At 70.9% G+C, this 13355-nt stretch carries 11 protein-coding genes; 7 read left to right on the forward strand and 4 right to left on the reverse strand.

The window, feature by feature from the left end; translation table 11 throughout:
• Window positions 1-47: 47 nt before the first annotated feature.
• A complete protein-coding gene (locus ACE1OC_RS25035) occupies window positions 48-1565 on the reverse strand; it encodes a peptide MFS transporter (RefSeq protein WP_274553012.1) in 1518 nt (505 codons plus the stop codon).
• A gap of 492 nt (window positions 1566-2057) precedes the next feature.
• On the opposite strand from ACE1OC_RS25035, the gene ACE1OC_RS25040 reads away from it, so the two are divergent.
• Both ACE1OC_RS25040 and ACE1OC_RS25045 read left to right on the forward strand, forming a co-directional pair.
• The gene (locus ACE1OC_RS25040; protein ID WP_250736849.1) at window positions 2058-2735 is read left to right on the forward strand and encodes a response regulator transcription factor; all 678 of its coding nucleotides are present in this window, start codon (window positions 2058-2060) and stop codon (window positions 2733-2735) included.
• 61 nt (window positions 2736-2796) lie between these two features.
• Entirely contained in the window at window positions 2797-4062 is a 1266-nt protein-coding gene (locus tag ACE1OC_RS25045) for an ATP-binding protein (protein WP_407838900.1), read from the forward strand.
• 22 nt (window positions 4063-4084) lie between these two features.
• On the opposite strand, the gene ACE1OC_RS25050 is transcribed toward ACE1OC_RS25045, so the two are convergent.
• Window positions 4085-4660, reverse strand: coding sequence for a GtrA family protein (locus ACE1OC_RS25050; RefSeq protein WP_407838901.1), 576 nt, complete (start codon window positions 4658-4660; stop codon window positions 4085-4087).
• Window positions 4661-4882: 222 nt separating this feature from the next.
• On the opposite strand from ACE1OC_RS25050, the gene ACE1OC_RS25055 reads away from it, so the two are divergent.
• The 4 genes from ACE1OC_RS25055 (at window position 4883) to ACE1OC_RS25070 (ending at window position 9031) form a co-directional block, all read left to right on the forward strand.
• A complete protein-coding gene (locus tag ACE1OC_RS25055; protein ID WP_407838902.1) occupies window positions 4883-6022 on the forward strand; it encodes a 5-(carboxyamino)imidazole ribonucleotide synthase in 1140 nt (379 codons plus the stop codon).
• Window positions 6019-6555: a 5-(carboxyamino)imidazole ribonucleotide mutase gene (gene purE, locus ACE1OC_RS25060; RefSeq protein ID WP_407838903.1), complete on the forward strand. Its 537-nt coding sequence runs from the start codon at window positions 6019-6021 to the stop codon at window positions 6553-6555. Before ACE1OC_RS25055 ends, purE begins: the two co-directional genes overlap by 4 nt.
• A complete protein-coding gene (locus tag ACE1OC_RS25065) occupies window positions 6552-7775 on the forward strand; it encodes a dipeptidase (RefSeq protein WP_407838904.1) in 1224 nt (407 codons plus the stop codon). Before purE ends, ACE1OC_RS25065 begins: the two co-directional genes overlap by 4 nt.
• A gap of 179 nt (window positions 7776-7954) precedes the next feature.
• A complete protein-coding gene (locus tag ACE1OC_RS25070) occupies window positions 7955-9031 on the forward strand; it encodes a membrane dipeptidase (RefSeq protein WP_407838905.1) in 1077 nt (358 codons plus the stop codon).
• Window positions 9032-9038: 7 nt separating this feature from the next.
• Here ACE1OC_RS25070 and ACE1OC_RS25075 read toward each other — a convergent pair whose 3' ends face one another.
• Window positions 9039-10343: a glycosyltransferase 87 family protein gene (locus ACE1OC_RS25075; protein WP_407838906.1), complete on the reverse strand. Its 1305-nt coding sequence runs from the start codon at window positions 10341-10343 to the stop codon at window positions 9039-9041.
• A 126-nt stretch (window positions 10344-10469) separates the two neighbouring features.
• Complete coding sequence (locus ACE1OC_RS25080) at window positions 10470-11825, reverse strand: UDP-glucose dehydrogenase family protein (RefSeq protein WP_407838907.1); 1356 nt, start codon at window positions 11823-11825, stop codon at window positions 10470-10472.
• 251 nt (window positions 11826-12076) lie between these two features.
• On the opposite strand from ACE1OC_RS25080, the gene ACE1OC_RS25085 reads away from it, so the two are divergent.
• Window positions 12077-13249, forward strand: a complete 1173-nt coding sequence (locus ACE1OC_RS25085; RefSeq protein ID WP_250736830.1) for an acyl-CoA dehydrogenase family protein — start codon at window positions 12077-12079, stop codon at window positions 13247-13249.
• The last annotated feature ends 106 nt before the right edge of the window (window positions 13250-13355 follow it).

Genomic DNA, 13355 nt, shown 5'->3' on the forward strand with positions numbered 1-13355 from the left:
CCGGCACACCTTTGGGTGTGCCGGGCCGTTCCGCGGGGTCGGACGCGTCAGTGGACGGTGCCCATCAGCGACTGGACCTTCTTGCGGTACGAGTAGACCGCGATGCCCGCGACCACCGCCGCCAAGGCCTCGAAGCCGATGATCCAGGTGCCGTTCAGGTCCACCTTGGCGATGGAGAGCAGGCTGGTGATGCAGTCACCGGCGGTGACCGCGAGGAACCAGACGCCCATCATCTGGGAGGCGTACTTCTGGGGGGCCATCTTCGTGGTGACGGAGAGGCCGACCGGGGAGACGCACAGCTCACCGATGGTCTGGATCATGTAGATCGAGACGAGCCACATCGGGGAGACCTTGACGTCGCCGCCCGCCATGTTCATCGGGACGATGAAGACGAAGAACGAGGCGCCGATCAGGACCAGACCCATCGCGAACTTCACGATGGTGTTCGGCTCCTGGTTCTTGCGGGCCAGCCACAGCCACAGCCAGGCGAAGACCGGGGCCAGGGCCATCACGAACAGCGGGTTCAGCGACTGGTACCAGGTGGCCGAGAAGCCGAGGCCGAAGACGGTGTCGGCGGTCTTGTCGTCCGCGAACAGGGACAGCGTGGAGCCACCCTGGTCGTAGATCATCCAGAAGACGGCGGCGGCGATGAAGAAGAAGATGTACGCGGTCATCTTCGACTGCTCGGTGACCGACAGGTCCTTGTCGCGCTTGATGCGCGTCAGCACGGCGATCGGGATGAACAGGCCGGCCAGCGTCAGCGGGACCAGGGCCCAGTTCAGCGTGTAGGCACCCAGGGCGACCACGGCGCCGTAGAAGACGGCGACACCGAGAACGGCGAGGGCGACCTTCGTGAGGACGGCCTTGCGCTCCTCCGGGGACAGCGGGTTCGGGACCAGGCTGCTCTTCGGGCTCAGGTGCTTGGTGCCGAGCAGGAACTGGGCCAGACCCAGGGCCATGCCGACGGCGGCGAGGGCGAAGCCCAGGTGCCAGTTGTGCTCCTTGCCGACCGTACCGACGACCAGCGGGGCGACGAAGGCACCGAGGTTGATGCCGATGTAGAAGAGCGTGAAGCCACCGTCACGGCGCGGGTCCTCGGGGCCGTCGTACAGGTGGCCGACCATCGTGGAGATGTTGGCCTTCAGCAGACCGGAACCGGCTGCGACGAGGATCAGACCGACGAAGAACATCGCCTGGCCCGGCACGGCCAGCGACACGTGACCGGCGATGATCACGAAGCCGGCGATGGCGACCGTCTTGCGGGCGCCCCAGACGCGGTCACCGAACCATCCGCCCGGCATGGCCATCAGGTAGACCATGGAGACGTACACGGAGTAGATGGCCGTGGTCGTCGCCGCGGTCATCGCGAGGCCGCCGCCCTGGCTGCCCGTGGCGGCGTCGGCGCCGCCCGAGACCAGGTAGTACACGAGGAGGGCGCGCATGCCGTAGTAGGAGAACCGCTCCCACATCTCGGTCATGAACAGAGTGGCCAGGCCACGGGGGTGTCCGAAGAAGGTCTTCTCGGTGGAGGGGTCCGCCGAGTCCTTCGTCAGGCTGGAAGCCATGGTCGATCCTTGCTTGCTCGGGACGCGCGGCTTCGTGAGCACAACGGCGCCCGGTGAGGGGTGGCCGGTACCGGCTACGGGTGTTCCGGACCCCACGCCCGGGGGTTCGCTCCGCGGGGGCGAAGACGAAAGAACATCCACAACCGGGATCCACGCCCTGTCGCGCTCCATCGCGCGAAGGGCCCGGCCCATAGGTCATTCACTGTCATCTGCCCGGAACGGGCGGTGCGACAACAATGCCTGCCCGATCAGGGCAGAAATAGAGACTTTCGGCTGGTTTTGGCTCGAAAGTCTCTTGGAGGTAGTGCATCAGGCGTCTCGACACCATACGACACGACAGTGCCGCATATGAAAGTACTTGAGATATGGATCACAGGCTGAGGTGGAACCAACTGGCCACATTCGAAGGCCGTTAGGGCTCCATAAGCCCAGATAGACAGGGCCTTGTCGGCGGGCCTCTTCTTTCCCCCGCCGCGGACTACCATCACCCACATGACGCGTGTACTGCTCGCCGAGGACGACGCATCCATCTCGGAACCCCTGGCCCGCGCCCTGCGCCGGGAAGGGTACGAGGTCGAGGTCCGGGAGGACGGCCCCACCGCCCTGGACGCGGGACTGCAGGGCGGCATCGACCTCGTCGTGCTGGACCTGGGCCTGCCGGGCATGGACGGCCTGGAGGTCGCCCGCCGGCTGCGCGCCGAGGGCCACGGCTTCCCGATCCTGGTCCTCACCGCCCGCGCCGACGAGGTCGACACGGTCGTGGGTCTGGACGCCGGCGCCGACGACTACGTGACCAAGCCCTTCCGGCTCGCCGAGCTGCTCGCCCGCGTGCGGGCCCTCCTGCGGCGCGGCGCCAACGAGGCCTCCCAGGCCCCGGCCACCCACGGGGTGCGCATCGACGTCGAATCGCACCGCGCGTGGATGGGCGAGGAGGAGCTCCAGCTCACGGCGAAGGAGTTCGACCTGCTGCGCGTCCTCGTGCGCGACGCGGGCCGGGTCGTCACCCGCGACCAGCTCATGCGCGAGGTCTGGGACACCACCTGGTGGTCCTCCACCAAGACCCTCGACATGCACATCTCCTGGCTGCGCAAGAAGCTCGGCGACGACGCGGCCAACCCCCGCTACATCGCCACCGTGCGCGGGGTCGGCTTCCGCTTCGAGAAGAGCTGAGAGCGCCTCCGCGAAGAGCTGCAACCACCCGGGACCGTATATCTAGGGCATTCTCGGAGCCATGCGCCGCCGCCTGATCAACTCCACGCTCGCCGTGGTGCTCGTCGTCATCGCCGTCTTCGGGGTCTCCCTCGTCATCGTCGAGACCCGCACCATCACCAGCAGCGCCCAGGACCGCATCGAGTCCGAGGCGCTGCGGCTGGTGGGCATCGTCGAGAGCGACGTCCTGGAGAAGAAGCCGGTCGACGCCGGAGCGCTCGCCGAACAGCTCGACGCCGGCCGGTACGCCCGGATCGCGATCCCCGGCCGGGAACCGGTCGAGATCGGGACGCGCATCACCGACAGCGTCATCCGGGGCACCGCCCGCGGGGAGCAGGGCGAGACCGTGGTCGTCGAGGAGTCCCGCTCCACCGTCACCCGCGAGGTCGGCCGGACCCTGGCCGTGGTCGGCGCCGTCGCCCTGCTCGCCGTCGTGGCGGCCGTCCTGCTCGCCGTACGCCAGGCCAACCGGCTGGCCTCCCCGCTCACCGACCTCGCCGAGACGGCCGAGCGCCTCGGATCGGGCGACCCGCGGCCCCGCCACAAGCGGTACGGGGTTCCCGAGCTGGACCGGGTCGCGGACGTGCTGGACTCCAGCGCCGAGCGGATCGGCCGCATGCTCACCGCCGAGCGGCGCCTGGCCGCGGACGCCTCGCACCAGCTGCGCACCCCTCTCACCGCCCTGTCGATGCGGCTGGAGGAGATCACCGTCACCGACGACCTGGAGACCGTACGGGAGGAGGCGACGATCGCCCTCACCCAGGTGGAGCGGCTCACGGACGTGGTCCAGCGGCTCCTGACGAATTCCAGGGATCCGCGCACGGGCTCGGCCGTCCCCTTCGACCTGGACGAGGTCGTCAAGCAGCAGCTGGAGGAGTGGCGCCCCGCCTACCGCAGCGCCGGCCGGGCCGTCGTCCGCTCCGGGAAGACCGGCATCCGCGCCGTGGGCACCCCGGGCGCGGTCTCGCAGGTCCTGGCGACCCTGGTGGAGAACTCCCTCATGCACGGCGGCGGCACCGTGGCCCTGCGCACCCGCGTGATCGGCAACCAGGCCGTACTGGAGGTCACGGACGAGGGACCGGGCGTCCCGCCGGACCTCGGCAACCGGATCTTCGAGCGGGCCATCAGCGGCCGCAACTCCACCGGCATCGGCCTCGCCGTGGCCCGGGACCTCGCGGAAGCAGACGGCGGCCGCCTGGAGCTGCTCCAGACCCGCCCGCCGGTGTTCGCCCTGTTCCTCAGCCGGACCGCGCCGGAGCGCGCCGAGCCGGAGCAGACGGTCCGCTGAGGGCGGCCGCGGGCGGGGAACCTCAGTTCGCGGCGGTCTCCGGGGTCCGCGCCGCCGCGGCCTGCGCGTCCGCTGGAGACGCGGGGGCCACGTGGGCCGCCGGGGCCTGGCCGTCGCGCTGCTCGACGACCAGCGAGGCCGCGGACGGCGCGGGCAGGGCCTTGAAGACCCACGTGCGGTAGGACCAGAAGCGGAACACGGTGGCGATGCCGATGCCCGTGAACTTGAAGAAGTTCGAGGCGAGCGGCCCGTCCCAGTGGAAGCCGTAGGTGGCCGTGAACAGGATGCCGTTCTCGATCACGAGCCCGATCGCGCTGAACGCGACGAACAGTCCGAGCTCACGGGTGCGGCCCGCTCCGGTCCGGTCGGCCCGGTCCCGGTAGGCGAAGTAGCGGAAGCCCAGGTAGTTCGTGACGATGGCCACCAGGGTGGCTATCACGCTCGCGCGCACCACCTGGAGATCGGTGACCTGCCGGATCAGGTTGAAGACGCCCAGGTTGACCAGGACCCCCAGCCCGCCGACGGCCCCGAACCTGGCGATCTCGCGCGCGAGCCCGCGCACGCGGTCGAGGACGGATCCGTTCTCCGGCTTGCTCATATGAGGCTCAGTCCTGTCTTCGGGGCCCCCGTATGAGGCGTCACACGTCTACTCCACACGTCGACCCGTGCGCGCCCATGCTAAGTGTCGCCCCATCGGTACGTCTGCGCCTTCGGACACCGTGCGACACACGGCACATCCGCCACACCCGACCGCCGGGTACCGGCCAGGGGCGTCCCATGCGGGTCCGGATGGCGCAATACCGCCGGATACCCTGGAGGAGTGACGTTCCCGGTAGTCGGCATGGTCGGCGGCGGACAGCTCGCCCGCATGACCCACGAGGCGGGTATCCCCCTCGGCATCAGATTCAAGATCCTCAGTGACACCCCACAGGACTCGGCGGCCCAGGTCGTGAGCGACGTCGTCATCGGCGACTATCGCGATCTGGAGACCCTCCGCGCCTTCGCGCGCGGCTGTGACGTGATCACCTTCGACCACGAGCACGTGCCCATCGCGCACCTGCGGGTCCTGGAAGCGGACGGCATCCCCGTCCGCCCGGGACCCGACGCGCTGGTGCACGCCGCGGACAAGGGGGTGATGCGCGCCCGGCTCGACGAGATCGGCGCGCCCAGCCCCCGCCACCGGATCGTGAGCGATCCGGCGGACGCGGCGGCCTTCGCCGAAGAGGTCGGCGGGTTCCCCGTCATCCTCAAGACGGTGCGCGGCGGGTACGACGGAAAGGGCGTGTGGTTCGTCCGCACGCAGGCGGACGCCGAGGCCCCGTTCAAGGCGGGCGTCCCGGTCCTGGCCGAGGAGAAGGTGGACTACGTCCGCGAGCTCGCGGCCAACATCGTCCGCTCCCCGCACGGCCAGGCCGTGTCCTACCCCGTCGTGGAGTCCATCCAGGTGGACGGGGTCTGCGACACGGTCATCGCCCCCGCCCCGAACCTCTCGGAGGCCCTCGCCGGCGAGGCCCAGGCCCTGGCCCTGCGCATCGCCAAGGAGCTCGACGTGACCGGCCACCTGGCCGTGGAGCTCTTCGAGACCACCGACGGCCGGATCCTGGTCAACGAACTGGCGATGCGCCCGCACAACAGCGGCCACTGGACGCAGGACGGTGCCATCACCTCCCAGTTCGCCAACCACGTACGGGCCGTCCTGGACCTCCCCCTCGGCGACCCGCGCCCGCGCGCCCGCTGGACGGTCATGGCGAACGTGCTCGGCGGGGACTACCCCGACATGTACGCGGCGTACCTCCACTGCATGGCCCACGACCCCCAGCTGAAGATCCACATGTACGGCAAGGACGTGAAACAGGGCCGCAAGGTCGGCCACGTCAACACCTACGGCGACGATCTGGACGATGTGCTGGAGCGAGCACGTCACGCAGCCGGCTATCTCAGAGGATCCATCACCGAATGAGCACCTCCGCAGCAGCTCCCGTCATCGGCATCGTCATGGGATCGGACTCCGACTGGCCCGTCATGGAGGCCGCGGCCCAGGCCCTCGACGAGTTCGAGATCCCCTACGAGGTCGACGTGGTCTCCGCGCACCGGATGCCGCGCGAGATGATCGCGTACGGCGAGCGGGCCGACGCGCGCGGCCTGAAGGCGATCATCGCGGGCGCGGGCGGGGCGGCCCACCTTCCCGGCATGCTCGCCTCCGTCACCCCGCTGCCCGTCATCGGCGTACCCGTCCCGCTGAAGTACCTCGACGGCATGGACTCCCTGATGTCGATCGTCCAGATGCCGGCCGGGATCCCCGTCGCCACCGTCTCGATCGCCGGCGCCCGCAACGCCGGGCTGCTCGCCGTACGGATGCTGGCCGCGCACGACCCGGAGCTGCGGGCCCGCATGAACGACTTCCTCCAGGACCTCAACGACCAGGCCACCGAGAAGGGCAAGCGGCTGCGCAACAAGGTCGCCGGCCAGGAGTCGTTCGGATTCGGCAAATGACCCCCGTCGACGCCGCGGGCGGGACGGGAGCCGCCCGACACCTGGACGCGGCGCGCGAACTGCTCGCCGAGCACCCGGTCGTCGACGGACACAACGACCTGCCCTGGGCCCTGCGCGAGACGGTGCGCTACGACCTGGACCGGCGGGACATCGGCCGCGACCAGAAGGGCCACCTGCACACCGACATCCCCCGGCTGCGCGCCGGCGGGGTCGGCGCGCAGTTCTGGTCGGTCTACGTGCGCTCCGACTACGCGGGCGACGAGGCGGTCAGCGCCACCCTGGAGCAGATCGACGTCGTCGCCCAGCTGATCGACCGTTACCCGCACGACCTGGTGCGGGCCCTGACGGCCGACGACATGGAGGCGGCGCGCGCCGAGGGCCGGATCGCCTCGCTGATGGGCGCCGAGGGCGGGCACTCCATCAACAACTCGCTCGCCACCCTGCGCGCCCTGCACCAGCTCGGCGTGCGGTACATGACGCTCACGCACAACGACACCATCGACTGGGCGGATTCGGCGACCGACGAGCCCCGGCACGGGGGCCTCAGCGAGTTCGGCCGCGAGGTCGTCCGCGAGATGAACCGGATCGGCATGCTCGTCGACCTCTCGCACGTCGCCGCGACCACGATGCGCGACGCGCTCGCGGTCACGGCGGCGCCGGTGGTCTTCTCGCACTCCTCGGCCCGGGCCGTCTGTGACCACGTGCGCAACATCCCCGACGACGTGCTGGCGCTGCTGCCGGCCAACGGCGGGGTCGCGATGGCCACCTTCGTGCCCAAGTTCATCCTCCCGGCAGCCGTCGAGTGGACCCTGGCCGCCGACGAGAACCTGCGCGCGCACGGCTACCACCACCTCGACACCACCCCCGCGGCGATGGCCCTGCACCGGGCCTTCGAGGAGGCGCGCCCGCGCCCGGTGGCCACGGCCGCGACCGTCGCCGATCACCTCGACCACATGCGCGAGGTGGCCGGCGTCGACCACATCGGCATCGGCGGGGACTACGACGGCACCGCCTTCACCCCGGCCGGGCTGGACGACGTGGCCGGGTACCCCAACCTGGTCGCCGAGCTGCTGGCACGCCGCTGGTCGAAGGCCGACCTGGCCAAGCTGACCTGGTCGAACGCGGTACGGACGCTGCGCGACGCCGAAGCGGTGGCGCGCGAGCAGTCGGCCTCCCGGGGCCCGTCCAACGCGGTGCTCCCGGTGCCCGCCGCTTCCTGACCGGCCCGCCCGGCGGATCCGGCGCACGGGCTGTGACCAGCGAAATCCTGCCGGTTACACCCGAACGCCACATCCGCCGGGCGCCCCCGGCGTCCCACATGTCACGGTGGCACCATCTTCCCTGCTTCTCTCCCGCTGCTTTTCGCACCGACACAGCCGCCGAGACCGGAGCGCACGCCATGGCCGACCTGCAGGACGAACCGCACACGAACCCGGTGACCCCCGTGGGCCCCGGCTCCCTAGGAGCCGAGGATCCCACCGGCGCATTGCTCCCGGGCGCCCTGGACCGGGCTGCCGCACTGCTGAGCGTCCATCCCGTCGTGGATGGCTGCAACACCCTCGTCTGGACCCTCCGCGAGAGTCCCTACCACGACATCGAGACCTCGGACGCGGGCGTCGACACCGACATCCCGCGGCTGCGCGCCGGGGGAGTGGGCGCCCAGTTCTGGTCGCTGCTCATGCCGCGCGAGGCCGGGGCCACCGACCAGGTGGTGTCCGACACCCTCGAACAGATCGACGTGGCGCTGGCCCTGATGCGCCGTTACCCCGACGGCCTCTGCCTCGCGCTGACCGCCGACGACCTGGCGGACGCCCGCAACCGCGGCCGCATCGCCTCCCTCCTCGGCCCCGTGCCCGGCCGCACCCTGACGGACTCGCTGGGCGTGCTGCGCGCCTTCCACGCGCTGGGCGTACGGATCCTCGCGCCGGCCGGAGCGCCGTGGGCGATGGAGGGGCTGACCGCCTTCGGCCACGAGGTGGTCAAGGAGATGAACCGGCTGGCGATGCTGCTGGACCTCCGGGGCTGCCCGCCCGCGCCGGCCTGCCAGCTCGCCGCGGCCTCCAAGGCGCCGGTGATCATCTCGCACACCGGGGCGGCCGCCCTCAATCCGCACCCGGACAACGTGACCGACGAGGTGCTGCTCGCGCTGCGCGCGGCGAACGGCCTGGCGATGGTCGGCTTCGACAGCGTGCTGACCGGGGATTCCCTGCACGCGGTGGCGGACCACGTGGACCACGTACGAGCCGTCGCGGGCCCCCACTGCGTGGGCCTGGGCGCCGGCTTCGGCGCCGAGCCGGGCGTCCCCCGGCCGACGGGACTGACGGATCCCTCGGGCTATCCGCGACTGATCGCGGAACTGCTGGAGCGGGGCTGGCCGGAGACCGACCTGGCATTGCTGACCTGGGGGAACGCCCAGCGGGTGGTGCGGGACGCGGAGTTCACGGCCCGCGCGGCGCAGCACCGTAGGGCGTCCTGAGCGGGATTCAGACGCGCGCCGGGACCTCGGACCCGGCCTTGGACGCCGGGGCCGCCGCGGTCCCGGCGTCCTTCCCGTTCACGGACCCGCTCGCGGGCACGGGGCTCACGCTGGCCCGCCACAGGCGCAGGCAGGACCAGACGGCGGCCCAGGCCAGCAGGCCGTTGCGGAGCACCAGGAGGAACGTGCCGAAGCCGGTGCCCGGGAGGATCTCCGAGCCGTAGGTGAGCGGGTAGATCGCCGTGCTGAGCGCGGTCGAGGCGACGATCAGCCAGGCCACCGGCCGCTGCGTGGTGTGCTTGCAGGTCAGGCAGACGGCCGCGAGGCCGACCAGCCAGATCAGGTACTGCGGGCTGAGTACGCGGCTGGTGATGGTGAAGACGAGGATGGCGCACAGCGCGGCGTCCAGCGGGGTCGCGGTCGTCCAGCGCCGGGCCTTCACCCGCCACAGCAGCAGCCAGGCGAAACCGACGACCGTGAGGCCGACGGAGACCAGGGCGACGCTGGAGACGTACGGGCCGAGGTACTCGTAGGCGCCGTAGCGGACCTCGACCTTCCCGGACCAGGCGCCGACGAGCTTGCCGAGCATCAGGGCGGAGCCGCCGAGGGACTCGACCTGGATGCCGCGGTTGCCCTGGTTGCCCAGGAAGCCGAGGGTGTCGCGGAAGAACAGCGCGAGCACGGCGAGCAGTACGGCCCCGGCCGCCACGGCCGAGACGACGGCGTCGCGGGTGGTGCGGCCGCGCGGGGTGCCGATCAGCGTGAGCAGCGGCCAGACCTTGACCAGGGCCCCGACTCCGGCGAGGACGCCGCCGAGCTTGCGGCGGAAGCGCAGGCACAGCAGCGAGCCGACGGCGAGCAGGGTGACCTGGAGGTCGTAGCGGCCGAAGGGCAGCGACAGCAGCAGCGGCAGCGTGGTCAGCCACAGCACGGCGCCGGCCAGGCTGCCGTCGGCGCGCCGGGCGGCGCGGACCAGGCCGACGGCGATCAGCGCGTCGCAGACCACGGTCAGGGCGACGAAGGCCTGGAAGTAGCTGAGGAAGGGGAGCAGGTCGGGCGACAGGAAGATCGCCGCCGCGGCCGGCGGGTACTGCCACATGACGTCGTCGTGCGGCATGGTCCCCGTGACGAGGACGTCGTACCAGTTGTTGTAGGTCTGGGTGATCTCCACGCGCACCGACGAGGTGCCGTGCAGGTTCACCACCAGGAGGACCACCATCAGCGTCCGGGTGGCCAGCCAGAACCCCGCCATGGCCAGGCGGCCGGCGCGCCCGCGGAGTGCGGAGTCGATGGTCGTGCTCGTACTGGTCATCGGCGGTGAGTCTAGCGATCCATTGCGCGCGGCCCGGCGGCTGCCGCCAACGATCCGGTGACGAGATGTGAAACCGCGCATTCCGGAACGAAGCGGATCAAGGTCCGCCGGGGGCGGATCCGGAGGTCAGGCGCGCGGGCGGCCCATCGCGCGGTAGGTCCAGCCGGCGGCGCGCCACAGGGCGGGGTCGAGGGCGTTGCGGCCGTCGAGGACGAGCCGGTCGGTGACGACCTCGCCGAGGGCCGCGGGGTCCAGGTCGCGGAACTCCCGCCACTCGGTGAGGTGCAGGACCACCTCGGCGCCGCGGGCGGCGTCCAGGGCGGTGTCGGCGTACCCGAGGGTGGGGAAGACGCGGCGGGCGTTGTCCATGCCCTTGGGGTCGTAGACGGTGACCTGGCCGCCCTGGAGGTGGATCTGGCCGGCCACGTTCAGCGCGGGGGAGTCGCGGACGTCGTCGGAGTCCGGCTTGAAGGTGGCGCCGAGCACGGCGACCCGCTTGCCGAGGAAGGAGCCGCCGACGGCATCGCGGGCCAGTTCGACCATGTGGCCGCGGCGGCGCATGTTGATGGAGTCGACCTCGCGCAGGAAGGTCAGCGCCTGGTCGGCGCCGAGCTCGCCGGCCCGCGCCATGAACGCGCGGATGTCCTTGGGCAGGCAGCCGCCGCCGAAACCGATGCCGGCGCGCAGGAACTTCTTCCCGATGCGCTCGTCGTACCCGATGGCCTCGGCCAGCTTCACCACGTCGCCGCCGGCGGCCTCGCAGACCTCGGCCATGGCGTTGATGAAGGAGATCTTCGTGGCGAGGAAGGAGTTGGCGGCGGTCTTGACGAGTTCGGAGGTGGGGAAGTCGGTGACGACCAGCGGCGTGCCCTCGCCCATGGGGGTCGCGTAGACCTCCCGCAGGAGCTTCTCGCCGCGCGCCGAGCTGTTGGTGGTGACCCCGATGACGATCCGGTCCGGGTGCAGGGTGTCCTGGACGGCGAAGCCCTCGCGCAGGAACTCCGGGTTCCAGGCGAGCTCGATCTCCTCGCCGGCCGGGGCGAGCGCGGTCAGCTTCGCGGCGAGGCGCTCGGCGGAGCCGACGGGCACGGTGGACTTGCCGACGACCAGGGCGGGCCGGGTCAGGTGTGGGGCGAGCGATTCCACGACCGCGTCGACGTAGCTCATGTCGCAGGCGTACTCGCCGTGCTTCTGCGGGGTGTTCACGCAGACGAAGTGCACGTCGGCGTCGAAGGCGCCGAGCTCCTCGTAGGAGGTGGTGAAGCGCAGCCGGCCCGTGGAGCCCGGCAGTCCGGCCACGTGGGCGGAGAGCAGCTCCTCCAGTCCCGGCTCGTACATGGGTACGCGGCCGGAGGCGAGCAGGGCGATCTTCTCCGGCACCACGTCCAGTCCGAGCACCTCGAACCCCAGCTCCGCCATTGCCGCGGCGTGCGTGGCGCCGAGGTATCCGGTGCCGATCACAGTGATCTTGAGGGGGGCCATGAGTGCTCCTGGAGGTGCTGGGCCGTTCGCGGCAACCGAGCATAGTCGGGCCGGTGACCGGGGATGCATTCCGGCGTCCGTCACCCGTCCGCCACCCGGTGGCCACACCGTAGCCGCCCGCCCGATGCCCGCGCCGGGCCGGCTGTCATGCAACTCACGTGCGACGCCCGTGTCGCGGTCGGCGCGCGGACACTAAGCTTGGGCTACTTAACGGTAGTTAACACCACGCACCACCTGGGGAGTGAGAGATCTTGGCGGGTTCTGCCGACTTCGACCTGTACCGCCCGGCCGAGGAGCACGACATGCTCCGCGAGTCCGTCCGCGCGCTCGCCGAGGCGAAGATCATGCCCTTCGCCGCCGCGGTCGACGAGGAGTCCCGCTTTCCGCAGGAGGCCCTGGACGCCCTCGTCGCCAGCGACCTGCACGCCGTCCACGTGCCCGAGACCTACGGCGGCGCGGGCGCCGACGCCCTCGCCACCGTGATCGTGATCGAGGAGGTGGCCCGCGTCTGCGCGTCCTCCTCCCTCATCCCGGCGGTCAACAAGCTCGGCTCGCTCCCGGTGATCCTCTCCGGCTCCGAAGAGCTCAAGGCCAAGTACCTCGGCCCGCTGGCCAAGGGCGACGCGATGTTCTCCTACGCCCTCTCCGAGCCCGACGCGGGCTCGGACGCCGCGGGCATGAAGACCCGCGCCGTGCGCGACGGGGACTTCTGGGTGCTCAACGGCGTCAAGCGCTGGATCACCAACGCCGGCGTCTCCGAGTACTACACGGTCATGGCCGTCACCGACCCGGAGAAGCGCTCCAAGGGCATCAGCGCCTTCGTCGTCGAGAAGTCCGACGAGGGCGTCTCCTTCGGCGCCCCGGAGAAGAAGCTCGGCATCAAGGGCTCCCCGACGCGCGAGGTCTACCTCGACAACGTCCGGATCCCCGCCGACCGCATGATCGGCGCCGAGGGCACCGGATTCGCCACCGCGATGAAGACCCTCGACCACACCCGCATCACCATCGCCGCCCAGGCGCTGGGCATCGCCCAGGGCGCGCTGGACTACGCCAAGGGCTACGTCCAGGAGCGCAAGCAGTTCGGCAAGCCGATCGGCGACTTCCAGGGCGTGCAGTTCATGCTCGCGGACATGGCCATGAAGATCGAGGCCGCCCGCCAGCTGACGTACGCGGCCGCGGCCCGCTCGGAGCGCGTCTCCGGCGGCGGCCCGCACGAGGACCTCACCTTCTTCGGTGCCGCGGCCAAGTGCTTCGCCTCGGACGTGGCCATGGAGGTCACCACCGACGCGGTCCAGCTCCTCGGCGGCTACGGCTACACCCGGGACTACCCGGTGGAGCGCATGATGCGCGACGCGAAGATCACGCAGATCTACGAGGGCACGAACCAGGTCCAGCGCATCGTCATGGCGCGCAACCTGCCGTAGGGGCACGACCCCACCGGACGCGAGGTCCCCCGATCCACGGTCGGGGGACCTCGCGTGGTCCGGCCGGCGGGGCACCCCCTAGGCTGTGCGCCGGTCGGCCCCGGGC

The organism is Streptomyces stoeckheimensis, from assembly GCF_045822005.1.
Taxonomy (GTDB): domain Bacteria; phylum Actinomycetota; class Actinomycetes; order Streptomycetales; family Streptomycetaceae; genus Streptomyces; species Streptomyces stoeckheimensis.